The 23,608-nt window shown below is 33.8% G+C and carries 23 protein-coding genes; 9 read left to right on the top strand and 14 right to left on the bottom strand.

The genetic code is table 11. The features are described from left to right. The first annotated feature begins 5 nt into the window (after window positions 1-5). From C4S35_RS05020 to C4S35_RS05000, 5 genes are all read left to right on the top strand, one after another. Complete coding sequence (locus tag C4S35_RS05020; protein WP_103999133.1) at window positions 6-1,490, top strand: cryptochrome/deoxyribodipyrimidine photo-lyase family protein; 1,485 nt, start codon at window positions 6-8, stop codon at window positions 1,488-1,490. A gap of 52 nt (window positions 1,491-1,542) precedes the next feature. Further along, window positions 1,543-1,827, top strand: a complete 285-nt coding sequence (locus tag C4S35_RS05015; RefSeq protein WP_103999132.1) for a TIGR03643 family protein — start codon at window positions 1,543-1,545, stop codon at window positions 1,825-1,827. Between the two features lie 58 nt (window positions 1,828-1,885). Then, window positions 1,886-2,569 carry an SDR family NAD(P)-dependent oxidoreductase gene (locus C4S35_RS05010; RefSeq protein WP_103999131.1) on the top strand — a complete coding sequence of 228 codons (684 nt, stop codon included), beginning with the start codon at window positions 1,886-1,888 and terminating at the stop codon, window positions 2,567-2,569. Between the two features lie 166 nt (window positions 2,570-2,735). Then, complete coding sequence (folE, locus tag C4S35_RS05005) at window positions 2,736-3,347, top strand: GTP cyclohydrolase I FolE (RefSeq protein ID WP_103999130.1); 612 nt, start codon at window positions 2,736-2,738, stop codon at window positions 3,345-3,347. A 189-nt stretch (window positions 3,348-3,536) separates the two neighbouring features. Beyond that, window positions 3,537-4,955 carry an SDR family oxidoreductase gene (locus C4S35_RS05000; RefSeq protein ID WP_103999129.1) on the top strand — a complete coding sequence of 473 codons (1,419 nt, stop codon included), beginning with the start codon at window positions 3,537-3,539 and terminating at the stop codon, window positions 4,953-4,955. A 78-nt stretch (window positions 4,956-5,033) separates the two neighbouring features. Here the strand turns inward: C4S35_RS05000 and C4S35_RS04995 are convergent, their stop codons facing one another. The 7 genes from C4S35_RS04995 to C4S35_RS04965 all read right to left on the bottom strand — a co-directional run bounded on the left by C4S35_RS04995 (window position 5,034) and on the right by C4S35_RS04965 (window position 11,706). Then, window positions 5,034-6,329: a cryptochrome/photolyase family protein gene (locus tag C4S35_RS04995; RefSeq protein WP_103999128.1), complete on the bottom strand. Its 1,296-nt coding sequence runs from the start codon at window positions 6,327-6,329 to the stop codon at window positions 5,034-5,036. Beyond that, window positions 6,329-6,790, bottom strand: coding sequence for an SRPBCC family protein (locus C4S35_RS04990; protein ID WP_103999127.1), 462 nt, complete (start codon window positions 6,788-6,790; stop codon window positions 6,329-6,331). The genes C4S35_RS04995 and C4S35_RS04990 overlap by 1 nt, the downstream gene beginning before the upstream one ends. 156 nt (window positions 6,791-6,946) lie before the next feature. Then, complete coding sequence (locus C4S35_RS04985) at window positions 6,947-7,387, bottom strand: sterol desaturase family protein (protein ID WP_103999126.1); 441 nt, start codon at window positions 7,385-7,387, stop codon at window positions 6,947-6,949. 45 nt (window positions 7,388-7,432) lie between these two features. Further along, window positions 7,433-8,272, bottom strand: coding sequence for a phytoene/squalene synthase family protein (locus tag C4S35_RS04980; protein ID WP_103999125.1), 840 nt, complete (start codon window positions 8,270-8,272; stop codon window positions 7,433-7,435). A 2-nt stretch (window positions 8,273-8,274) separates the two neighbouring features. Further along, complete coding sequence (locus C4S35_RS04975) at window positions 8,275-9,744, bottom strand: phytoene desaturase family protein (RefSeq protein WP_103999124.1); 1,470 nt, start codon at window positions 9,742-9,744, stop codon at window positions 8,275-8,277. Window positions 9,745-9,781: 37 nt separating this feature from the next. Continuing rightward, window positions 9,782-10,681 carry a MerR family transcriptional regulator gene (locus C4S35_RS04970; RefSeq protein WP_167386511.1) on the bottom strand — a complete coding sequence of 300 codons (900 nt, stop codon included), beginning with the start codon at window positions 10,679-10,681 and terminating at the stop codon, window positions 9,782-9,784. A 71-nt stretch (window positions 10,682-10,752) separates the two neighbouring features. Beyond that, window positions 10,753-11,706: an ion channel gene (locus C4S35_RS04965; RefSeq protein ID WP_103999123.1), complete on the bottom strand. Its 954-nt coding sequence runs from the start codon at window positions 11,704-11,706 to the stop codon at window positions 10,753-10,755. A 1,169-nt stretch (window positions 11,707-12,875) separates the two neighbouring features. Between C4S35_RS04965 and C4S35_RS04960 the strand changes: the two genes are divergently transcribed. Next, entirely contained in the window at window positions 12,876-13,598 is a 723-nt protein-coding gene (locus C4S35_RS04960) for a DUF6629 family protein (RefSeq protein WP_103999122.1), read from the top strand. Here the strand turns inward: C4S35_RS04960 and C4S35_RS04955 are convergent. The 5 genes from C4S35_RS04955 to C4S35_RS04935 form a co-directional block, all read right to left on the bottom strand. Further along, window positions 13,593-14,198, bottom strand: a complete 606-nt coding sequence (locus C4S35_RS04955; RefSeq protein ID WP_103999121.1) for a GNAT family N-acetyltransferase — start codon at window positions 14,196-14,198, stop codon at window positions 13,593-13,595. The two genes, C4S35_RS04960 and C4S35_RS04955, sit on opposite strands and share 6 nt — an antisense overlap. A 225-nt stretch (window positions 14,199-14,423) precedes the next feature. Next, window positions 14,424-14,780 (bottom strand): hypothetical protein, encoded by a 357-nt coding sequence (locus tag C4S35_RS04950; RefSeq protein WP_103999120.1) that lies wholly within the window; start codon window positions 14,778-14,780, stop codon window positions 14,424-14,426. 63 nt (window positions 14,781-14,843) lie between these two features. Continuing rightward, window positions 14,844-16,022, bottom strand: coding sequence for an AIR synthase related protein (locus C4S35_RS04945; RefSeq protein ID WP_103999119.1), 1,179 nt, complete (start codon window positions 16,020-16,022; stop codon window positions 14,844-14,846). 99 nt (window positions 16,023-16,121) lie between these two features. Further along, window positions 16,122-16,454 (bottom strand): OmpA family protein, encoded by a 333-nt coding sequence (locus tag C4S35_RS04940; RefSeq protein WP_103999118.1) that lies wholly within the window; start codon window positions 16,452-16,454, stop codon window positions 16,122-16,124. A 105-nt stretch (window positions 16,455-16,559) separates the two neighbouring features. Further along, window positions 16,560-18,749, bottom strand: coding sequence for a glutamine synthetase III family protein (locus C4S35_RS04935; protein ID WP_103999117.1), 2,190 nt, complete (start codon window positions 18,747-18,749; stop codon window positions 16,560-16,562). A 263-nt stretch (window positions 18,750-19,012) separates the two neighbouring features. Between C4S35_RS04935 and C4S35_RS04930 the strand changes: the two genes are divergently transcribed. Both C4S35_RS04930 and C4S35_RS04925 read left to right on the top strand, forming a co-directional pair. Beyond that, window positions 19,013-20,047 (top strand): glutamine synthetase beta-grasp domain-containing protein, encoded by a 1,035-nt coding sequence (locus tag C4S35_RS04930; RefSeq protein WP_103999116.1) that lies wholly within the window; start codon window positions 19,013-19,015, stop codon window positions 20,045-20,047. Window positions 20,048-20,213: 166 nt separating this feature from the next. Then, a complete protein-coding gene (locus tag C4S35_RS04925) occupies window positions 20,214-21,179 on the top strand; it encodes a TerC family protein (protein WP_103999115.1) in 966 nt (321 codons plus the stop codon). Window positions 21,180-21,256: 77 nt separating this feature from the next. Here the strand turns inward: C4S35_RS04925 and C4S35_RS04920 are convergent, their stop codons facing one another. Continuing rightward, the gene (locus tag C4S35_RS04920; RefSeq protein WP_103999114.1) at window positions 21,257-21,763 is read right to left on the bottom strand and encodes a hypothetical protein; all 507 of its coding nucleotides are present in this window, start codon (window positions 21,761-21,763) and stop codon (window positions 21,257-21,259) included. Window positions 21,764-21,846: 83 nt separating this feature from the next. On the opposite strand from C4S35_RS04920, the gene C4S35_RS04915 reads away from it, so the two are divergent. Further along, window positions 21,847-22,419 (top strand): DUF1543 domain-containing protein, encoded by a 573-nt coding sequence (locus C4S35_RS04915; RefSeq protein WP_103999113.1) that lies wholly within the window; start codon window positions 21,847-21,849, stop codon window positions 22,417-22,419. A 67-nt stretch (window positions 22,420-22,486) separates the two neighbouring features. Here C4S35_RS04915 and C4S35_RS04910 read toward each other — a convergent pair. Further along, window positions 22,487-23,608, bottom strand: a 1,122-nt coding sequence (locus tag C4S35_RS04910) for a T9SS type A sorting domain-containing protein (protein WP_146059514.1), incomplete at its 5' end; no start/stop codon positions are given.

Below are 23,608 nucleotides of genomic sequence, written 5' to 3'. Positions count from 1 at the left end.
AAATCATGAATACCAATAAAAAACTTATCAATGTAGTTTGGCTCAAAAGAAACCTTCGTTTGCAGGATAACGAAGCGATTTTTAATGCAACAAAAACTAACATACCCACATTGTTACTTTATGTGTTCGAAAAATCTTTAGTAAATGATTCGCATTACAGCCCAAGACACTGGAATTTCATCAAACAATCGCTTGTAGATATCAATAAACAGCTCGAAAAATCGGATACTCATGTCTTAACTGTCTCATCAGAAGTACTTCCCGTTTTCAATACCATCCAAGAGATATACAAAATTGACACTGTTTTTTCGCATCAGGAAACTGGTTTGAAAATCACTTACGAAAGAGATAAGACATTCAAAAGATTTTGCAAAAACAATCAGATTAATTGGGTTGAAAATATTAATAATGGCATTTTCAGGGCATTGAGAAACAGAACGAACTGGGTTTCAAAATGGGAAGAATATATGAATGAACCGCAATTTACTTTTGATTCAGCAGCAAAGAATTACCTAAATACAGCGACTATATTCGAACTTGAAAAAACATTAGAGAAAACAAATTTAGAAACTGTTCCAGATACCATTTTTCAAAAAGGCGGAACGACTATGGCGGGTAAGTACCTACAAACATTTTTTGAAGAGCGTTACCACACCTACAGTTCCAATATTTCAAAACCTTTATTAGCTAGAAAAAGTTGCAGTAGATTATCGCCTTATATTGCTTGGGGAAATATTTCTTCCAGAGAAGTTTTACAAAAAGCGGCTACTTTCAGGCTGAGCTGTACAGATAAGAAACAAATTGATTCTTTTGTTTCCAGACTGACTTGGCAGGCTCATTTTATTCAAAAATTTGAAATGGAAGAAATAATGGAGTTTGAAAGTGTCAATAAAGGATTCCATTCGTTGAAGAAGAAAATAAATGAGCAATACATAGACGCATGGAAAATCGGACAAACCGGATTTCCTTTAATCGACGCCTCTATGCGATGTTTGAATGAAACGGGTTATTTAAATTTTAGGATGAGAGCCATGTTAGTCTCGTTTTTTACACATAATTTATGGCAACCTTGGCAAGAAGCAACCCATCATTTATCACAAATGTTTTTAGATTTTGAGCCTGGCATACATTTTCCCCAGTTGCAAATGCAAGCGGGCGAAACCGGAATCAATATGTTACGTATATACAATCCGATAAAGAATAGCCACGAACACGATCCAGAAGGTGAATTTATAAAAAAATGGGTGCCCGAACTAAGTAAATTACCCAGAGCTTTTGTGCACGAGCCATTCAAAATGACCTATTTAGACCAACGGTTTAATGATTTTGAGTTGGGAGTTCATTATCCAAAACCAATCATCAATATGGAAAGAACTCGAAAATTTGCAAGTGAATTTTTATGGCAAATGAAAAAAAATCCATTGGTAAAAGAAGAAAGTTCACGAATATTAAAATTACACACTATGGCAGATATTGGAGATAGCGAATAGAAATTCCATAGCTTCATTTAACAACACGTATTTTCATTAAAAAAAGAACACGATGACAACAAAAAAAGAGCTTACAGATATAGATAAAGACCGAATTATTGAAATGGCTTGGGAAGACCGTACCACTTTTGACTCAATTTTAATGCAATTTGGTTTAAAAGAACAAGAAGTAATTGACCTAATGCGGACCGAAATGAAACCATCGAGTTTTAGAATGTGGCGCGAAAGAGTTCAGGGTCGGAAAACGAAACATGAAAAATTAAGAGATTTTCGTGAAGGCCGTTTTAAATGTACAATGCAAAGACAGATTAATAATAATAAAATTTCAAAGCGATAAATTTTAGAAAGCAACAGAAAACCAAAACAAATTTTAAATAACTGATTGAATAATACATATGAAAAACATAGTAATCATTGGTGGTAGCAAAGGAATTGGCAGTGCTATTTTATTGCAACAATTAGAGACAAACCTGGTTTATAACATTAGCAGAAATGCACCAGAAATCACACACCCTAACCTGAAACATTTTTCCTTAGATGTTTTACAAGATACACTTCCGGAAATAGAAGCTATAGACACTTTGATTTATTGTCCAGGTTCCATCAATTTGAAACCAATAGGAAGTCTTAGTATAGATGATTTTAGAAACGATTTTGAAATCAATGTCATTGGAGCTGTGAAAACAATCCAGAAATATTTACCTGTTTTAAAAAAGGGAACTGATCCATCGATTGTTTTGTTTAGCACAGTAGCTGCAAAATTAGGAATGCCTTTTCATGCGAGTATTGCTACTGCAAAAGCTGGAGTGGAAGGATTAGTTAAATCGCTGGGAGCAGAACTGGCATCGGTAGTACGCATCAATGCCATTGCTCCCACGATTACCGAAACATCACTTTCGGCAAATATTTTAAGAAATGACCGTATGAAAGAAAATATGGTGGAACGCCACCCGATGAAAGGATATCTAAAACCAAAAGAAGTAGCTAATATGGCTAACTTCTTAATTTCCGAAAATGCGAAATCAATTTCAGGCCAAGTATTTGAAATGGATTACGGAATTGTGACATTTAAAATTTAAGTCAGTTATTTTCGACATTATAAAAATTGAATTTATTTTATTATCAAGAAATTAAGTGTGCTGAGATTACTTCTTCTTAAGTACGCAATGGTTTTGTAAAAAAGTACGTTAGAAAATATTCAATATCACAAAAAATATCCAAATATAAATTGAAAGACAGAATACAATGATAAAAGAAATAAAAAGTTACGAAAAAATTGAACAATACGATACTGAAATAACGGAAGCATTAGCGGATAATTATAAAGTAATTATTGAAAATTTAGGAGAAGATGTTACTCGCGAAGGTCTTCAAAAAACTCCGGAAAGAGCAGCGAAAGCGATGCAATATTTAACACACGGTTACGGTCTAGATCCTTTAGAAATACTAAAATCGGCTATGTTTACCGAAGATCATAAACAAATGATTGTGGTAAAAGATATCGAAGTGTATTCAATGTGTGAGCACCATATGTTACCGTTTTTTGGTAAAGCACATGTGGCTTATATTCCGAATGGTAAAATTGTAGGTTTAAGCAAAATCCCAAGAGTAGTGGATGCTTTTGCCCGAAGAATGCAAGTACAGGAACGATTGACAGACCAAATTAAAAATTGTATTCAGGAAGCTTTGAATCCATTTGGTGTAGCGGTAGTAATTGAAGCACAACACATGTGTATGCAAATGCGAGGCATTCAAAAACAAAATTCAGTTACCACGACTTCTTCTTTTACGGGGGCTTTCGAAAAAGACAAAACCAGAAAAGAGTTTATCAGCTTAGTTTCAAACAAATTGAGTTAATTTTAATTGTTTTTATGTTCGTTCAAAATGTTTCTTATCAGTTACAATTGAACACTTATAATATAAATTAAACACATTGAAACAGATTTTTTGGTTAATTAATTTAAAATTAGAACTAATCAATTGAATTCGTGGAAAAAAAATTATAAATATTATTTAGGAAAAGTATAATTATTTAAAAATAGAACCATGAAAATTCTCTTAACAGGCGCAACAGGTTATATTGGGAAACGACTTTTACCTATTTTGGCCGCACAAGGTCACGACATAATCTGTTGTGTAAGAGACAAAAACAGGTTTTATTGTCCTGTAGAATTTCAAAAAAATGTCACGGTAGTTGAAGTTGACTTTCTGAAGGAAGAAACATTACTATCAATTCCAAATGATATTGATGCGGCTTATTACCTAATGCACTCTATGTCTAGTTCTTCAGATAATTTTGACAAATTAGAAAGCTTATCGGCGCTAAATTTTGCACAACGATTGAATGAAAGCAAAGCAAAACAAGTTATCTATCTGAGTGGAATTGTCAATGATAAATCACTATCCAAGCATCTATCATCCAGAAAGAAAGTAGAAGAAATTTTAAATACTGGAACTTTTGCTACGACCACTTTAAGAGCTGGAATTATTGTAGGTTCCGGAAGTGCTTCCTTTGAAATCATTCGGGATTTAGTGAATAAACTTCCTATCATGATTACTCCAAAGTGGCTTGATACCAAATGCCAACCAATTGGAATTCCGGACGTTCTTGATTTTTTATCCAAATCATTATTAAATCCGCTTACCTACAACCAGAGTTTTGACATTGGCGGACCGGATATTTTAACATATAAAGAAATGTTGTTAGGTTTTGCGGAGGCTAAAAAACTGAAGCGATGGATATTTACAGTTCCAATAATGACACCAAAATTATCGTCGTATTGGTTATATTTTGTAACCTCAACATCCTATAGACTTGCTTCAGCGCTTGTTAGCAGCATGAAAGTCGAGGTCGTTTGCAGCGATACCACGATCAATACTTTATTGAATGTTACTCCTATGTCATACAAACAAGCACTTTCCCGTGCTTTGATAAAAGTAGATGAAGACAAAGTAGCTTCGAGCTGGAAAGATTCCTTAGTCAGCGGACGATTTAGCAGCAATATGTCGGAATATTTAAAGGTTCCAAAAAAGGATTGCTACATCGACAGACGTAAAATGGAAATCATAGACCGAGATTTTACCATCAGAAGAATTTGGTCCATCGGTGGTGATACAGGTTGGTATTACGGTGATTGGTTATGGAATTTACGTGGCTTTATTGACAAATTATACGGCGGTGTAGGTTCGCGAAGAGGGAGAACGAACCGACATGATATTCATTCTGGTGATGCTTTGGATTTTTGGCGCGTTTTGTATGCCAATAAAGAAGAAGGAAAATTAATTTTATTCGCCGAAATGAAACTCCCAGGTGAAGCTTGGCTGGAATTTAAAATTATAGGAAACACTTTATACCAATCCGCAACGTTCAGACCTGAGGGAATATGGGGGAAACTATATTGGTATTCTGTTTTGCCATTTCATGGTTTTATTTTCGAGGGAATGCTGAACAAATTGATTAAATAATCTTTTTTTAACATATAAGTCAAATAATCTTTAAAGTTCTGTTTTAAAAACTTATCTGACTTATATATTACAATTCTTTTATTTCAAAATTCCTGCTTTGTACGTGGCGATTGCTCTATCCCTTGCCATAGCGTGCTCTACCATTGGTTTTCCGTATCCCAAATCGAATTCTTTTATCCATTTTCGGATATAAATACCTTTTTCGTCGAATTTTTTTTGTTGAATTTCCGGATTGAAAACACGGAAATAAGGTGCAGCATCGCAACCAGTTCCTGCAGCCCATTGCCAATTTCCTACATTAGCTGACAAATCGTAATCCAATAATTTTTCGGCAAAATAGGCTTCTCCCCATTGCCATTGAATCAATAAATGTTTGCAGAGAAAACTTGCCACGACCATTCGAACTCTATTGTGCATATATCCGGTTTCATTAAGTTGACGCATTCCGGCATCAACCATAGGATAGCCCGTTGTTCCTGTACACCAGCGCTTAAAATCCTCTTCGTCATTGCGCCATTGAATTCCATCATAAGCCGATTTGAAGTTTTGAGTTACGACTTTTGGAAAACTGAATAAGATTTGCATGAAGAATTCTCTCCAAATCAATTCACTCAAAAAGACATCATTTTTAAGGAATGCCCAATTGACTAATTTCCGAATACTTAAGGTTCCAAAACGCAAATGTGGTGAGAGATGAGAAGTTTTGTCCAAGGCTGGAAAATCCCTTATATCTTGATAATTTGCAATGAATTTCAGGTTGTGAGACTTCACTTTTATAGTACTTTCTTCAAAACCTATTTGTGCCAAAGACGGAAAAGTAAAACTGTATTTATAGAAATTAGAAAACATATCCGTGGCATCATATTCTGCAACTGGAAACATTAATTTGTATTTTTCTAACCATTTATTTTTAAACGGGGTATAAACCGTGTACGGCAATCCATCGGCTTTTGTAATTTCTTTTTCTTCGAAAATAACCTGATCTTTGAACGTGTAGGAGATTGTTTTGTTTGCTTCCAGTACATCACAAATGGCTGTATCTCTTGCTATCGCGTAGGGTTCGTAATCCTTGTTGAAGAAAACTTCTTTGACATCGAATTCTTCCAAAAGTGCCTTCCAAACGTCAAGGGTTTTTCCTTTTTTAACCAAAAGAGAACTTCCTATTTCTTGCAGTTGCGAATTTATTTTAGAAAGTGATTCGTGAATGAAACTTACTCTAGCATCGTTTTTTGGCAAACAGTCTAAAATGGAATCATCAAAAATAAATAGTGGAATGACTGAATATTTGGATTTTAAAGCATGGAATAATCCAACATTATCTTCCAGACGTAAATCGCGTCTGTACCAAAAAAAAGTAATTTCTTGTTTACTCATTACTTTGCATTAAACATTTCGTCCACTTTAGTTACACGATAAGCAAAAATGGATTTCAACTTATTTTTAACAACTAAAGTATTCATGATTTGGCCCAAAAAACCAAGTGGCAATCCGTAATGTACCACATCCGTCATCTTGGTTCCGTTTGCTGTCGCTTCAAAGAAATGTTTGTGGTGCCAGAAACTGTATGGACCAAAACGCTGTTCGTCTATAAAATAACTATTTTCCTTTACTTGGGTTATTACAGTCATCCACGACAAAGTAATCCCAAAAAGTGGCGTTACTTTATATTGAATAATTTGCCCGGGATACATGGATTTATGGTCGAAATCAGTGATTTGAAAACCCATTCCTTCCGGTGTGATTTTCTGAAGATTTTTTGGATTTGAAAAAAAATTCCAGCATTCTTCTACCGTTGCATTGACGTGCTGAACGGTTTCTTGTTTGTATATTTTCATGGTTGTCTTTTAGGGATAAATACCGTCGTGGAACACTAGATTCGCGTGAGGGATAAAAGTGGAGCTCTTTTTATAACTGGCTCTTTTGCCAGGTATAAAAAAGCGGGAACGGATAGCCCGACCCGCTTTTTCAGCGGGTCACGCACCAATTAGACTTTACATATTATAGTATTTGAAAGGCACAAATAACATTCCGAAGCACTCGCCATGTTGCTTGCCTAAGTGTTTGTGATGAATTTTGTGTGCTTTACGCAAACCTATTAAATACTTGTTGTTCGTGTTTTTGAACCACTTAAATCGTTGATGTATTAAGACATCATGAATCGTGAAATAACACAATCCGTAGAATGTGATTCCGAGTCCAATGAAGAACAGGTAGTTCATCCCGCCTTGCACGCCAAAGTAAAAAAGAACGATGCTGGGTACGGCAAAAATCACAAAGAATATATCATTTCGTTCAAAAATATTGGCATATTTAGGTTGGTGATGATCTGCATGAAAATACCACATCAGACCGTGCATAATGTATTTATGCGTCATCCAAGTCACGCATTCCATAAAAAGGAAAACGCCTAAAAAGATTAAAAAAGAAATCATTATTTTATTTATTTAGAATATTCATTTAAAAAATCAGTAGTATTTTTATACTAAGCGCAACTTATACGTTACGAAAGATTGTGCCAGTAATCCGGCTTTGGTATAATTAGAAACCCGAATTCTTGCATTTCCTATTTCATGACAAGGCGTATTTTCTAATTTTTTCAAGAGTTTTTTATAATAGACAAATGCAGTATATACCCCAAATTTAGCTTCTATAGGCAATTTCAAAATTCCCTGATAGGCCACATCAAAATCATCTTGTATTTCCTTAATAATCATTTTCTTTGCTTTCTCATCAAAAGAATTCAAATCTACACCAGGAAAATAATTTCGGTTCAAAACCAGGTTGTCGTCTTTTAAATCTCTCAGAAAATTAACTTTTTGAAAAGCAGAACCCAATCGCATCGCTTCGTCTTTCAACTGCTCATATCTGTGGTCTTTTCCGGCTACAAAAACTTTAAGACACATTAATCCAACCACATCTGCTGAGCCATAGATATATGCTTCATATTCCGCTTTACTATTATAATCAGATTTTACCAAATCTAGTTTCATACTTTTTAAAAAAGCCTGAATCATGTCATCAGTAATATTATATTTTTTAACCGTATGCTGAAAACAATTCAAAATGGGATTAAGACTTATTCCAGAATTATATGATTTATAATATTCTTTTTCGAAATCGTTTATCAATTCATCCTTATCAAAACCGTGAAATGAATCCACAATTTCATCGGCAAAACGAACAAAACCATAAATGCTGTATATTGCATCCCTGATTGTTGGCGATAGCATATAGACCGCCAATGAAAATGAAGTACTATAGTTTTTTGTTACTAATTTACTGCACTTGAAAGATACATCGTCAAATAATTGCTTCATAGTTATTGCTCTGAAAATTGCTTATTAATTAAATCAGACACTAATTTCCCAGAAATTAATGCTGGTGGAACTCCAGGTCCCGGAACAGTCAATTGACCGGTGAAATATAAATTCTTCACTTTTTTACTTTTTAACTTTGGTCTCAAAAACGCCGTTTGCAATAACGTATTTGCCATTCCGTACGCATTCCCTTTATAGGAGTTATATTCAGATACAAAATCATTTTTACAGAATGATTGTTTAAATATAATATTATTTTTGACACTTTGCTGTGTTAAAGTTTCAAAACGGTCGATAATTTTTTCGAAATATTCTTCTCTTAATTCTTCAGTGTCATTTATTCCCGGGGCCAAAGGCACTAAGAAAAAGCCAGATTCCATTCCATCAGGGGCAGCTGTTTTATCAGTCAGAGATGGGAAATTTGCATAAAACAAGGGCTCTGCTGGCCACCGTGGTTCATCATAAATATCCTTTGCATGCTGATAGAAATCAACATCAAAAAACAAGGCGTGATGCGAAATATTTTCTATTTTTTTATTGAAGCCTACATAGAACAATAATGATGAAGGCGCAAAAACGCGACTGTCCCAATATTTTTCTGAATAGGCGCGATGTTCTTGGTCTAACAATGTTTCCGTGTGGTGGTAATCTGCTCCGCTTAAAATTAAATCGGATTGAATAGTTTCCCCATTTACGACTAAAGCTTTTGCGATTTTGTTCTCAACAATTATCTTTTCAATATTTGAATTAGTATAAAAAGTAACTCCCAACTCTCTTGCAAGGCTTTCCATTCCACGAACTACATCAAACATTCCTGTTTTTGGATGCCAGGTTCCTAGACCAAAATCGGCATAATTCATAAAACTATAAAATGAGGGTGTATCAGATGGTTTTGCCCCAAGAAATAATACTGGAAATTCTAGAATTTGGATTAAACGTTCGTTCTTGAATTTCTTGCGAACATCTTTACTGATATTGCTAAAAAACTGACCCACTTTTTTGGCCGTTTCAACTGTTACTAATTCCAAAGGTGAAACTCCTGGACGATATACTAAATCCTTAATGGCAATATCATAATTACTTTTGGCTTCAGCCATAAATTTATTTAATATTTTACCACTACCTTTTTCTATAGCTTCAAAAGCAAATATAATATCCGCTAAATTATCTGCTATGGTTATAAAATCATCCACTCCATAATAGACTCTGTAAGCTGGCGATAATTTTATGAGCTCATAATAATCTGTTGTCTTTTTTCCAAAATCAGCAAAGAAACGATCGAACACATCTGGCATCCAATACCAGCTTGGCCCCATATCAAAAGTGAATCCATCTCTTTTTAATTGTCGTGCTCTTCCGCCAATGGTTGCATTTTTCTCAAAAACCTCAACTTGATGTCCGCTTTTTGCCAAATAACAAGAAGCAGCTAAAGCTGAAAATCCTGAACCTATAATTGTAATTTTTTTCTTCATTTGTTTAGCAAATATACAAAAAGATTAAACAAAATTATTAAATTTTATCTACTAATTCTGAAATAGAATTAAAAATGGATATTTTATCCGAAAGTTCTTCTTTTTTAATAAATTCAACCAGTCGACCGGTAAACCATAGCTCAGTAGTATCGTCTAACAATTCATCGCTCATTTTGGTGACGTATTCATGCACATAATCTCTTTCGGGCTGAACCGTCATATAAGAAACGAAAACTATGGAATCAAAATGTTTCTTTAAATCTTTCAAATTTTCAATTGGCATACTTTCTCCTAAATAAATGGTTTTGTATCCATTTAAAAGGATTTCATAATTCAAATACATCAAACCCAACTCATGTATTTCATTCATTGGAAGAGAAAGAACAAAGACTTTATCGAATTTAGTTTGTTTTAAAACTTGCAGTTTTTCAGTATTTACCAGTAATTTTTGTTTAATTAGATAGCTAACAAAATGTTCGTGTGCAGGAGTAATCGTATCAGACTGCCACAACAATCCAAGCTCATTCATTAAAGGAATAAAAACCTGATGAAATATTTCTTTAAAAGATTTCTCTGCAATTAACCAATTATAGGTGTTAAAAAAAAGCTCTTGATCAAAATTCATCATTGCCATCTTAAAGGCACTAATGGCATGACTTTTGGCAGTTTTACTAGAAATTATTTCTCGAACTAGTGATGGTATTTTGTCTTGTGGGTACGTAGCAATTTTAGATATTTTGTATCCGTAATCATGTAATAGCGTAATATTCAACAATTTTTGCAAACTGGCCAAATCATATAACCGAATGTTAGTATCCGTGCGCATTGGTTGAAGTATGTCATATCTTTTTTCCCAAATACGGATGGTATGCGCTTTTATTCCAGAAAGATTTTCAAGATCTTTTATACTGAAAACGCTTTTTACATTGTTTATCATTTATATAAATTTAATAAACAAATGTAAAATATTTTTTTCAGAAAATTTGAAATAATCTGAAAACTATTAATTTATTCTAAAGTGAAGCTATTAAATTCATTTAATTTATCCAAATTCAGAATTGTTCGTGAATTATCATGACTTCGCGTATACATAGGTTCAAATTTAGCACCGTAAACCACCTCATCAAAAGTATAAGAGGTGCGAGCGGCAACAGTATTACTAAACATGTCGTCGAAGGTTTTAATAAAAACGAGGATCTCTCCATTGGTGTTTTTAAAATCCAACTTTGTAAATTTATAAAGCGGACTGTCTTCAGTAATAGGATGAACTAAGGTCCAGCTTAATGTTAATGCATTTATCTTGTCCAATTCTAGTTCTAAGGAGTAGAATTTATTGATTCTCTTGCCATTTTCCTCGACGCTCATCCCTAGTGTCATTTTGGCTTCAGCATCCGTAAAATTAGTGTTTTTAAAAGGCGTAGTTCTGATCATCAAACCAGTAATGTCTCCATATGGGGCAATTACTGCATTGTGAGAAAACTTCAAAAATGCAGTAGGCTTACTAAATCGACCAAAAAATAAACCTGTGGCAATGGCAAAACTAAGTAAACCTATTAGTGCTTCGGCAGCCGAAAGTGCACTAGTTAAAAAACCAGACGGACTTATATGTCCGTACCCTACTGTTGTGAAGGTTTGGGCACTGAAAAAATAAGCCTGTCCAAATTTGACCCATTCGTTGCCTGAATTTGATATCCCATTCAAATGCTCGATTCCTATTCCATAATAAATAGAGGCAAATAAAAAATTTATTGCCATGTAAAAAGAGAGAATGATAAATATAAATTTCCATCCTGGCATATCAATCATAGTGTGATACCAGCTAATCCGTTGCAAAAGATGCATTCCTCGTTTCTCTACATTAGCCGTCCCATTTTTATTAACGAAACGTCCGCCATAACTACTGGCGTTAGTTCCAAAACCCGTATTCTTGTCGGCTTTTGCTTTGGCATTTACAGTATTCAATAAAAGATTTTTTTATAATTATTTGATCGTAAACTTAGTTAAAATCTCATTAAAAAAAAAGTTGCATTTTCTACTTAAATAAAATTCTAACTGAAAAAATAATCCATTTTTTTATTGGCAAACAAAACAAGTACAATTGAAAAAAAATTTCAACATTTAATTTCAATATAAAAAGAAAAAAATCAAAATAACTGAAAATCAATACCTATATATGTACTTTTTATGAATTTATTTAAAAAACAAATAGGTATAATGAGATGGTAAAAGATAGGATTAAAGAAGGTTTAAAGTTTTCTGAAAAATTAAAAAAAATATCAGAATAACTATAGCGTTGTTCTAGCTGTTCCCGGAGGCGGGGTACCTTTGGCGTCTATAATTGCCAAAAGTTTGCACCTTCCGCGGGATCATGTACGTTCCAAGAAAATTGGACATCCTTACAATAAAGAATTTGCTCTAGGGCCATATAAATGGATTCCATGATTATTAATGAACATCCCGACATTCCGTAAGAATATATAAAAAAAAATTTATGAGGCTCCGAAAATTGATGCAATAAAAATACGAAATCTACATGGGTAAACGGGCTCCTCTTTACGTAAAATGACAGATCGTTATTGTCGCCATATCATTTACACCTTATGTTGCTGTAAGCATATTTAAAAAAAATACAGATGAGATTATCTATTTGATTGCTTCAAAATATTTTAAGGGCGTCGGTGGATTTTATGAAGACTTCAATCAGGTGGAAGATGCTGAAGTGATTAAATTATTGCGCTTTGAAAACCCCATTGAATAGAATTCACTATTGCATTATATGAAAAACTGGGTTTTAACGTCAGAAGAAAAATCAGTTTCTGGAATATAACAAGATAATTTTTTATAATATACTGATTTTCAGTTGCTATCTTCAACATTTATTTATATATTAGCTTTAGCTGAGGAGGACTAATTTAGAGAATCCCACTATCCCCAATATCTTTTTATTATTTGCAAGTTAGAAAGTATTTAAAACTGTACTAACTTTTAGGTTAATTGAAATGTCAAAAAAATGATGGTTACATGCTTTTTCAAGCACGTAATTAATCTTTTTTGGCATAAACATTTTCAATAAACCATTCATACCAACCTACTTTAAATACAATAATTTTTATTCACTTAAACTACAATTTATGTGTTTTTCAGCTAGTGCCAGTTTTGGGGCGGGTGTTATTCTTGCAGTAGTAAGCGTTATTTCAATTAAGGAAGTACGAAAACCATCTCAGATTTATTTCGCCTGCATTCCAATTATTTTTTGTGCGCAACAATTTGTTGAAGGCTTTCTATGGTTAGCATTAACCAAACCTTTTTTCGCCCCACTGCAACAAATTACGACGTACCTATTACTATTTATCGGCCAGATTGTATGGCCATTATGGATTCCTTATGCCGCCTTAAAGCTTGAAAAAGAATACGAAAATATAATTTTTCAGCGAGCGTTGTTTGCCATTGGTATTATCACTGCTTTTTATTTGGGATATTGTTTAATTACCTATTCAGTTGAAGCAAGTATTACTGGATATGCCATTTCCTTTTCACAAAACTATCCAATGAAATATAGTATTATTTGCGACTTACTTTATATTATTGCAACGGTTGCTCCTCCCTTATTTTTAAACATCAAAAAAGTTTGGTTATTGAGCATAACAACCATAATTTCTTATAGTATCACTACGATTTATTATGAAAATTATATCGTCTCTGTTTGGAGCTTCTTTTCTTTTTTTATTGGTGTATCTGTATTGGTAATTATGGATGAAATTAGATATCCAACCAATAAAAATTCTAATTATTACTATTCGAATGAGCAAAATAATGATGCCAGTATCTCAAATCAGGACTTCAAAGCTTTATAATAACTTGGCTTTTAGATTTTCTTTAACACTTTCAAACCATTCGTTTCTGAGGATACTTAGAATAATACTGTCCCGGCGCACATCGCTGTCCAAAGTTGGCATGTGATTTCGCAGTATACCTTCTACTTTGCAACCTATGCTTTTCATAGCGGCAATGCTCCGCTGGTTATTATTATCCGCGCGGAATTCTACTCGTTCCATCTCTAAAGTTTCAAAGGCGAATTGCAAAAGCAAAAACTTACAGTGTTTGTTGAGTCCGGTTCCTCTAAAATTTTTACCGTACCATGTATAGCCCAACTGCAAGGTTTTGAATGACAAACTAATATCATAAAAACGGGTACTTCCGGCATATTTTCCTGATTTTTTATCAAAAACGATAAAGGGGAATTCGGTTTTATTTTCTTTTACTTTTAAAGCAATTTGGATGTAGTTTTTTAAATTCTTTTTTCCGTTGGCTTTTACCAAAGAATATTCCCAAGTTTCAGGTTCATTGATAGAAATTTCCAATAGGTTTTCAACATCACTTTCTTGTAAAGGACGCATCAAAACAGATTCGTTTTCAAGAATTGTATTTTGAGGAAAATCTAAAATTGCAGCCATCGTTTTTTTGGCAGCTAATTTATAAAAAATAGATCAAGATTGACACCCATTTTATTGATTTCCACCGATTTTTTAGCCCAGATGGAAATGAAAAGCCCACAGTATAAAAAAACAATTTTTCTTGTTGTAAAAGAGCGACCAGCGGAAGCTCCTTTTAGGACTTAGAAAAATATTTTTTTTATACTGTGGCCTTGTAATGTATAGCTGGATTAGCTCCTAAAAATACTACTCACTCATTTCGTCATAACGCTCCGGAACTTGCGGATCATAAAGCGGACATTTGAATTCGGCCAGAGTATCAACGAGAAGATTCATGGTTTTTCCTTCGGTACCGTAGCAGTCAATTTGGATGCTTTGCGGTGTAGCTTCTACTTGAAAAGCGCCTTTACCATTTGGGTTTTTCCAACTATTTTCGTCTACTTTGTCCCATTTTGAAAACACTGAATTGATTCTATTGAGAATAACAATAGTAGGAAGTTGCTCCAAACCAGCCACTTCTTGTTGCTCTATAATGGCTTCATAAACCTCTTGATGGTTTAGATAAAAGCCTTCCAAATATCTCCAAAAAACTAGTTCGTACATTTTAAAAAAAATTAAAAGATTGAAAAATTAAAAGATTGAAAAACTCGTGTCAATTACTACTTTTTAATATTCGAAAGTTCCGTATTCGCTAGTAATAGTCAGTCTTTTAGTATCGGCTGCTACTACTCTACCCACGATTTGGGCATCAACATTAAACGATTTTGAAATCGCAATAATATCTTGAGCGATAGCTTCCGGAACATAAACTTCCATACGATGTCCGCAATTGAAAACCTGGTACATTTCTTTCCAATCTGTTTTTGACTGCTCTTGTATCAATTGAAAAAGTGGCGGTACAGGAAATAAATTATCTTTTATGATATGTAAGTTTTTTACAAAATGTAAAATCTTAGTTTGTGCACCTCCGCTGCAATGCACCATACCGTGTATCTCATCAGACGAATATTTATCTACAATTTTCTTAATAATTGGCGCATAGGTTCTGGTTGGCGAAAGCACTAATTGTCCAGCGTTGATTGGTGAATTTTCAACTGCATCAGTCAATTTTACCTGACCGGAATAAATTAATTCTTCGGGAACTGCTGCATCAAAACTCTCTGGATATTTGGTTGCCAAATATTTCCCGAAAACATCATGACGCGCTGATGTTAATCCGTTGCTTCCCATTCCGCCATTATAGCTTTTTTCGTAAGTAGCCTGACCAAAAGAAGCCATTCCCACAATTACATCCCCAGCTTTTATATTAGCATTATCAATTACATCAGAACGTTTCATACGAGCCGTAACGGTAGAATCTACAATTATGGTACGCACAATATCGCCCACATCAGCAGTTTCCCCGCCAGTAGAATGTATGGTAACGCCAAAAGAATCCAGTTCTTTAATTAATTCTTCGGTCCCATTGATGATAGCTGATAAAACTTCGCCCGGAATCAGGTTTTTATTTCTCCCAATGGTGGAGGAAAGCATAATATTATCGGTTGCTCCTACACATAATAAATCGTCAATATTCATGATCAAAGCATCTTGAGCAATACCTTTCCATACTGAAATATCGCCTGTTTCTTTCCAATACATATAGGCCAGAGAGGATTTAGTCCCTGCTCCATCGGCATGCATTATCAAACAATAATCTTCGTCTTGGGTTAAATAATCAGGAACAATTTTGCAAAATGCTTGAGGAAACAATCCTTTATCAATATTTTTTATGGCGATATGAACATCTTCTTTGGATGCCGAAACACCACGTTGTGCATATCTTTTTGAAGTATCTGAACTCATGTATTCTAGTTGTGTAAGCTGCTTTTAAGCAACGGGTTTGTGGGGCAAAGATACTAATTTGATTTAGGATTTCAGAATTAGGAATTAGGATTTATTACACTATTTTTTGACAATGAAAATCTCTACTCTTCTGTTTGCAATTCGTTCTGCTTCATTTTTTTCGGGTAACGGATATATTGGCCTGAAGCTGCACAATCCTTTATAAGAAAGCCGTTCTTTTTCAATTCCATTTTGAACTAAAATATTGTAACCTTTTTTAGCTAGAGCAGCAGAAACATCATATTTAACTTTCTCTATTGTAAAATAAATATGACCTTGAATTTTGATTACTAAACTTTTATTCTTTATCAAAACAGAAAGCAACTTTAACATCTCAGGTTCAGATTCTTCTAGTAATCTATCGCTAAGATTACAAAAAATAAATTTTTTCACAAAAGCTATAATTTATTGTGAAACAACGCAAAAAAAATGTCTTACTTAAAAAAAACCCGATAAGTTTCTAAAGCTATCGGGTGTAAAATTTTAGCTATTTTATTGTTATTTTGTAAACAACAATTCTCTGTATTTAGTTAAGGTCCAAAGTTCGTTATCAACTAATAATTCTAGTTTATCGCAGTGCTCACGTATTACTTCAAAATAAGGTTTTACTGCATTACAATAGGCTTCTGCCATTTCTTGTGCATCAGTAAGAACGTTTGCTTTCTTTCTTTCGTTGGTCATTTCTTCCACTTTAGAATTGATTCCTGCAATATGTCCGGAAATTTCTTTGATTAAAAAAATTTGCTCTTTTGCAATTGATTCAAATTCAGCACCAAAAATATCTTTCAATCCTTTAACGTTTTCAATCAAAGTATTTTGATAACGAATAGCGGTAGGAATAACATGATTTTTAGAAATATCACCTAAAACTCTACCTTCAATTTGAATTTTCTTAGTATACTCTTCCAATTCAATTTCGTAACGTGCTTGAACTTCAATGTGGTTCATGATACCCATTTCAGAAAACAAATCTAATGCTTGTTTAGAAGCTCTGGCTTTTAATGCTTCAGGAGTTGTTTTGAAGTTACTTAATCCTCTTTTTCCTGCTTCAATTTCCCATGCTTCACTGTAACCGTCTCCTTCGAAAAGGATATTTTTAGAAACTTTAATATATTCTCTCAGCACATTGAAGATGGCATCATCTTTCTTCATGTCTTTAGATTCAATTAATGCATCCACTTCAATTTTGAAATCTTTCAATTGTTTTGCAACAATAGTATTCAACGTAGTCATTGAATTGGAACAGTTAGCAGAAGAACCTACCGCTCTGAATTCAAATTTATTTCCTGTAAAAGCAAATGGTGAAGTTCTGTTTCTATCTGTATTATCTAAAAGAACATCTGGAATTTTTCCGACTACGTTTAATTTTAAATCGGTTTTTTCTTCCGGAGATAATTTTCCCGCAGTTACACCTTCTAATTCAGCCAATACTTTAGTCAATTGCTCTCCAATAAACACAGAGATAATTGCTGGTGGCGCTTCGTTAGCTCCTAATCTATGATCATTACTTGCAGTTGCAATTGCACCTCTGAGCAACGCTTCATAATCGTTAACCGCTTTAATAGTATTAATAAAGAAAGTTAAAAATTGCAAATTACTCATTGGCGTTTTGCTTGGACTTAACAAGTTAACTCCAGTATCAGTTGCCAATGACCAGTTGTTGTGCTTTCCTGAACCATTTACTCCTTTGAAAGGTTTTTCATGGAACAATACTTTCAAATCATGACGTTCCCCCACTTTTTGCATCACGTCCATCAATAAGCAGTTGTGATCTACTGCTAAATTTGTTTCTTCAAAAATAGGTGCCAACTCAAATTGATTTGGAGCTACTTCATTATGACGCGTTTTTACCGGAATTCCCAGTAACATGCATTCTTGCTCTAAATCTCTCATGTATGTTAAAGCACGAGTTGGAATAGACCCAAAATAATGGTCATCTAATTGTTGTCCTTTTGCAGAGGTATGTCCCAGCAAAGTTCTTCCTGTCATGGTAAGATCAGGACGAGAGTCCGCTAATGATTTATCGATTAAGAAATATTCTTGTTCCCATCCTAAAGTTGCCGTTACTTTCTTAACATTTTTGTCAAAATATTTACACACTTCAGTTGCCGCGGTATCCATTGCAGATAATGCTCTTAATAATGGAATTTTGTTATCTAATGCTTCTCCTGTATACGAGATAAAAACGGTTGGAATACATAAAGTAGTTCCATATATGAATGCCGGAGATGTTGGATCCCAAGCGGTATACCCTCTTGCTTCAAATGTATTTCTGATTCCACCATTTGGAAAACTAGAGGCATCTGGTTCTTGTTGAACTAATTGCGCGCCACCAAATTTTTCTACCGGATCGCTACCGTCATAAGATGTTTCAAAGAAAGCATCATGTTTTTCAGCGGTTGTTCCTGTAAGTGGCTGAAACCAGTGTGTATAATGAGTTACACCTTTAGACAAGGCCCACTCTTTCATCCCCATTGCGATATAATCTGCTAATTTTCTATCTATTTTAGTTCCATACTGAACAGCACCTTGCACTCCTTTGAAAGCATCTGAAGTTAGAAATTGCTTCATTGCTTTATCATTAAAAACATTAGAACCAAAAAGAGTTGATTTTCTATCAGTTTCTTCAAAATGAACAGGTTTTCTGTTCGATGCTTCTCTCAAAGCTTGAAAACGTAATGTTGACATGTTTACAATTTTAAATTAATTATAATAGATTTAATATAAGAGACAAATATAATCAATATTAAATGAAAATTCCCTCCATTGTAATTGTGAAATTAGTTTTTATCGCTATTTAAAATTATCATTTTGAATTTTTACCCCCGATAAAATACACTTATGTGAAAAATAACACATACTATAATGAAAAATACCCCCTAATTTTTACTACTAACTAATTTATTTTATATTTGCAAACAAATAAGGAAAACGAAATAATTTATACTATTATGGCTAAAATAAAATTAGAGTACATTTGGTTAGACGGATATGAACCAACTCAAAACTTAAGAAGTAAAACCAAAGTTGAAGAACACGAAAATTTTAAAGGAACAATAGAAGAAATAGGTAACTGGTCTTTTGACGGTTCCTCAACAAAACAAGCAGAAGGTGGTTCGTCTGATTGTCTTTTGATCCCTGTTGCTATTTACCCTGACCCAACTCGTATCAATGGCTACCTAGTCATGACTGAAGTTATGAATGCTGACGGTACCGCACACGCTTCTAATGGAAGAGCTACCATTGATGATGATGGTGATTTCTGGTTTGGTTTTGAACAAGAATATTTCATTATGGATACTAAAACTTTATTGCCTTTAGGATTTCCAATAGGTGGTTACCCTGCTCCACAAGGGATGTACTACTGTTCAGTAGGTGGTAAAAACACACACGGTAGAAGTTTAGTGGAAGAACATGCCGATTTATGTATTGCTGCAGGAATTAACTTTGAAGGAATTAACCAAGAAGTTGCTTGTGGACAATGGGAATTTCAATTATTCGCACAAGGCGCTAAAAAAGCAGGTGACGAAATATGGATTGCCAGATATTTACTGGATCGTTTGACTGAAAAATATGGTTATTATATTGATTACCATCCAAAACCATTAGGAGATACTGATTGGAATGGATCTGGAATGCATGCTAACTTTTCTAACGAAGTATTAAGAACATGTGGTTCTCAAGAAATTTACGAAAAAATATGCGAGGCATTCAGACCTGTAACTGCAGAACACATTGCGGTATACGGAGCTTATAATGATCAACGTTTAACTGGTAAGCATGAAACTGCTTCTATCCATGATTTCTCTTACGGTATTTCAGACAGAGGAGCTTCAATCAGAATCCCATTAATTACCGTTCAAAAAGGATGGAAAGGATGGTTAGAAGACAGAAGACCAGCTTCTAATGGTGATCCATACAAAATTGCTGCCAGAATTGTAAAAACTGTAAACTCAGTTTTAATTGAAGATTCTGTTTTAGCATAAAATTCTATATACAATTGATTTGTTTATACTTTAAAAGTGCCTTCGTGATGAAGGCACTTTTTTTTTAGAACTAGATAATATTGTATTCACAACTTTATTCCAAATAAGGTTCGAACTTAGAAATCAAAAAGTATCTTTGTTCAACCTATAATAAATAACTTAATTTATGATTGTCTGGATTTTATTCTTAATTGCTATTTTGCTATTTCTTGCACTCGATTTAGGCGTTTTCAATAAAACACCACATATCATCAGTTCAAAGGAAGCCGGAAAATGGACTGCCGTATGGGTAGCACTATCTTTTATGTTTTCTGGCGTTATTTACTGGCTTTACGGTACGGATTTCATTGCAAATCCAGATCAATTAAAACCGGCAACGGCATCTATAAAATTTATTACTGGCTATTTGATTGAATTATCACTCAGTGTAGACAACATATTTGTTATCGCCGTTATATTCTCCGCTTTTAAAATACCAAAAAAATACCAACATAGAGTTTTGTTTTGGGGGATATTGGGAGCCATCATTTTTAGAGGTGCCATGATTTATTTTGGTGTTTTGTTGATCAATAAATTTGCATGGACCACGTATATTTTTGGTGCATTTTTAATTTACACCGCAATTAGAATGCTATTTGACAATGAGGACGAAAAATTTGAACCTAAAAAATCATTCGTTTATAAAAGTCTAAAGAAAATTGTTGCTGTTTCAAATCATATGGACAAAGAAAATTTCTTTGTAAAAAGACGCCATATTACTGCGGCAACACCTCTTTTTGTAGCACTAGTCGTTATTGAAGTAATGGATGTTGTTTTTGCACTCGATAGTGTTCCTGCAATTTTAGCAATAACAAGTGATCCTTTTTTAGTTTTTAGCTCTAATATTTTTGCGATACTAGGTTTGCGTTCCATGTATTTCTTTTTAGCCAACATGCTGGAACGATTCAGTTATTTAGAATACAGCCTTATTGCTATTTTAAGTTTTGTAGGTCTTAAAATGTTACTTCATGATTTTATCGAATTGCCAGAATGGGTTTCGCTTGCTTTTATTGCGGTTTCGCTATTAACAGGAATCGTAGTCTCCTTGAAAATGAATAAAAAGGAAATTGTTGAGGAAAGCGATGAATTCTAAAATTTTTAAAATCCAATAATTAAAAAACCAAAAAAAAGGGAATCGAAAGATTCCCTTTTTTTTATTAAAAGTATAAACTACAAATCAATTTTTTGAATTTGGTTTTTATCAACATTCAAAGCAGACATTACTGCGTTTATATTATTTTTATCTATCGCTTTAGAAAAACTAGCTGGAGTAATTACAATCCTCAAAACCTGATTCAATCTATAATTCGTAGAAACCGTTTGTAAATTATTCCCCACCATAAAAACACTTACGTCAGTGGAAGAATAATCATAGTCATAACCAAAATCTAATGTTCCATCTGCAAAATAATGCGTTTCCGGTAATAATTTCCAAATATCACTTCCTTGTGGTGTTATACCAGTCAATCGATATACTAAAACAATATCCGAAGAATATATTGGCGGATTTAAGGTTATCAATCTACTGTAATTATTAGTGTAATTAAATGAAGTAGTTACTTCAAATACTTCGCTTTTAGCTACTGGAATTAGATCATTTTCAAAACTCCCGGAGGTAGTGCAAGATTGCAAAGTAAGTAATCCTGCAATGGCTAATAAGGTAATTATCTTTTTCATGATTTAAATATTTTAATGGTTTTTTTTATTAGATTCATGAACTGTGCCAAAGTTTATTTTCAAAAAAAATGTAGCTTTGAAATATGGAAGAGAATCTAAAATTATACATGGTCATGCTAGGCTGTATCCCGAAAGGCCGATTTACAGAACAGCATGATATTTTTTTTGGAATTGGTAATTCCTTGAAGAATTTGATCCCACAGATCAAAGAATTTTGGCCCGAAGCCAAAGGACGTATTCATATTGATGCATGGAGAGAAGTTGCCGCAGTCGAAAATTTTTCGATTGAAATTATTGCAAAAAGTTCCGCTCTAAATTCTACTTCGGATCATTTATTTTTCATCAATTTAGGCGGTTATAAAGAAAATGAGTTTGAAGAATACCATTATAAAATCCTAACTGTTGCTAAAAGTATGGGATTGGCTTCCAAAAAATCCAAAAAATCCACTTTCTACAAACATTATGGTTTCCAGGGCACCCCTTCACACATCGACGACAAATACGGGATTGATGTGGACAATATTTACAAGGTATTTGATATCTTGCCTGCGGGATTTAAAGAACATTATCGCGTAAAAATTACCAAATCTGAAATTGATTTAAAAGAAGATGAATTGCATATTGGGTTTTTGAAATTAAATAAAATAACCGATTGATAAAATACAGCAATAAAAAAGCATCCGCTTAAAACGGATGCTTTTAAGTTAAAATTAATTTTTTTAATTATTTGGAAGACATTACTTTTTTAGTAAATGTTCTTTGATTAGTAGTTACTTTCACAACATAAACTTGTTCTTGCCCTCGATTCATTTTAAGGTTTAGGACAACTTCTTTGTTTAAATAACTATTAGTATCTGTTTTTGATAATACAGCTGTTCCAAGAGAATTAAATACTTCAATTTTTACATCGGACACATAATCAAATTTGTATTTAATAGTAAGTACATCTTTGAAAGGAACTGGATAGGCATCAAAACCCACAGGTTTAACATCCAAATTACTTCCTTTATTAGTAGCTCTGGTTCCTCCTAAAGGACAACCTGAATTATTAAGAATATCTAATTGAGTTGCTAATTGTCCAGGTGCTGTTCCGCCAGCTAAATAAGCCGCATTAATAGCATTTATTACAGATTGTGTATTATCAGAATAAGGTGCTGGGAAATCAACTTCGTCACTACAAGCATTCAATAAAGCGGCAACTCCTTGACGAGCTAAATTATAAATTCCTCCACCACCTAAATTTAAAGCCTCCAATAAAGTTTGATTAGCAAGGTTTGATGGTGCATTTACAAAAACATCACCAAACAACATGGAAGGACTATAACTTGAACACCATCTATCACTATGATTTTTCCAATATCCTAAAGTACAGCCCTCAAAGGCACAAATTTGATTTGTCACCAAAACTACATCAGAAGCGGTACATCCATTGATTGGATTAGTAATAGTTAATGTATATGTACCGGCTGCATTTACGGTTGGTGTAGCTGTAGTGGCACCGGAAACAATGTTTCCTCCATTACTGGCGACCCAAAACAAAGTTGCACCTGCTGTTGAGGATGATCCTGATAATAGTACTGTGACGGTACCGCATAATATCTGAGCATCATTCCCCGCACTTACATTCGGCGGTGTATTATTTAAAGTTACCAAAACTATATCGGTAGCAGTACATCCATTCACTGGATTAGTAACAGTTAAGGTATACGTACCCGCTGCGTTCACCGTTGGTGCAGAAGTTGTAGCACCCGAAACGATGTTTCCGCCATTACTTGCAAGCCAAGAGAATGTACCTCCTGTTGTTGTAGAGGAACCGCTCAAGGATATTGAAGTAGTGGTACAATT

It is taken from the genome of Flavobacterium urumqiense, from assembly GCF_900108015.1.
GTDB classification, from domain to species: Bacteria; Bacteroidota; Bacteroidia; order Flavobacteriales; family Flavobacteriaceae; genus Flavobacterium; species Flavobacterium urumqiense.
The sequence above is the reverse complement of the archived record's forward strand: the minus strand, read 5'-3'. Positions and strand labels throughout refer to the sequence as shown.

Bases quoted from the DNA above. Each gene is read 5' to 3' on its own strand.
- C4S35_RS05020 (WP_103999133.1), top strand. From the start codon at position 6: ATGAATACCAATAAAAAACTTATCAATGTAGTTTGGCTCAAAAGAAAC.
- C4S35_RS05015 (WP_103999132.1), top strand. From the start codon at position 1,543: ATGACAACAAAAAAAGAGCTTACAGATATAGATAAAGACCGAATTATT.
- C4S35_RS05010 (WP_103999131.1), top strand. From the start codon at position 1,886: ATGAAAAACATAGTAATCATTGGTGGTAGCAAAGGAATTGGCAGTGCT.
- folE (WP_103999130.1), top strand. From the start codon at position 2,736: ATGATAAAAGAAATAAAAAGTTACGAAAAAATTGAACAATACGATACT.
- C4S35_RS05000 (WP_103999129.1), top strand. From the start codon at position 3,537: ATGAAAATTCTCTTAACAGGCGCAACAGGTTATATTGGGAAACGACTT.
- C4S35_RS04995 (WP_103999128.1), bottom strand. From the start codon at position 6,329: ATGAGTAAACAAGAAATTACTTTTTTTTGGTACAGACGCGATTTACGT.
- C4S35_RS04990 (WP_103999127.1), bottom strand. From the start codon at position 6,790: ATGAAAATATACAAACAAGAAACCGTTCAGCACGTCAATGCAACGGTA.
- C4S35_RS04985 (WP_103999126.1), bottom strand. From the start codon at position 7,387: ATGATTTCTTTTTTAATCTTTTTAGGCGTTTTCCTTTTTATGGAATGC.
- C4S35_RS04980 (WP_103999125.1), bottom strand. From the start codon at position 8,272: ATGAAGCAATTATTTGACGATGTATCTTTCAAGTGCAGTAAATTAGTA.
- C4S35_RS04975 (WP_103999124.1), bottom strand. From the start codon at position 9,744: ATGAAGAAAAAAATTACAATTATAGGTTCAGGATTTTCAGCTTTAGCT.
- C4S35_RS04970 (WP_167386511.1), bottom strand. From the start codon at position 10,681: ATGATAAACAATGTAAAAAGCGTTTTCAGTATAAAAGATCTTGAAAAT.
- C4S35_RS04960 (WP_103999122.1), top strand. From the start codon at position 12,876: ATGTGTTTTTCAGCTAGTGCCAGTTTTGGGGCGGGTGTTATTCTTGCA.
- C4S35_RS04955 (WP_103999121.1), bottom strand. From the start codon at position 14,198: ATGGCTGCAATTTTAGATTTTCCTCAAAATACAATTCTTGAAAACGAA.
- C4S35_RS04950 (WP_103999120.1), bottom strand. From the start codon at position 14,780: ATGTACGAACTAGTTTTTTGGAGATATTTGGAAGGCTTTTATCTAAAC.
- C4S35_RS04945 (WP_103999119.1), bottom strand. From the start codon at position 16,022: ATGAGTTCAGATACTTCAAAAAGATATGCACAACGTGGTGTTTCGGCA.
- C4S35_RS04935 (WP_103999117.1), bottom strand. From the start codon at position 18,749: ATGTCAACATTACGTTTTCAAGCTTTGAGAGAAGCATCGAACAGAAAA.
- C4S35_RS04930 (WP_103999116.1), top strand. From the start codon at position 19,013: ATGGCTAAAATAAAATTAGAGTACATTTGGTTAGACGGATATGAACCA.
- C4S35_RS04925 (WP_103999115.1), top strand. From the start codon at position 20,214: ATGATTGTCTGGATTTTATTCTTAATTGCTATTTTGCTATTTCTTGCA.
- C4S35_RS04920 (WP_103999114.1), bottom strand. From the start codon at position 21,763: ATGAAAAAGATAATTACCTTATTAGCCATTGCAGGATTACTTACTTTG.
- C4S35_RS04915 (WP_103999113.1), top strand. From the start codon at position 21,847: ATGGAAGAGAATCTAAAATTATACATGGTCATGCTAGGCTGTATCCCG.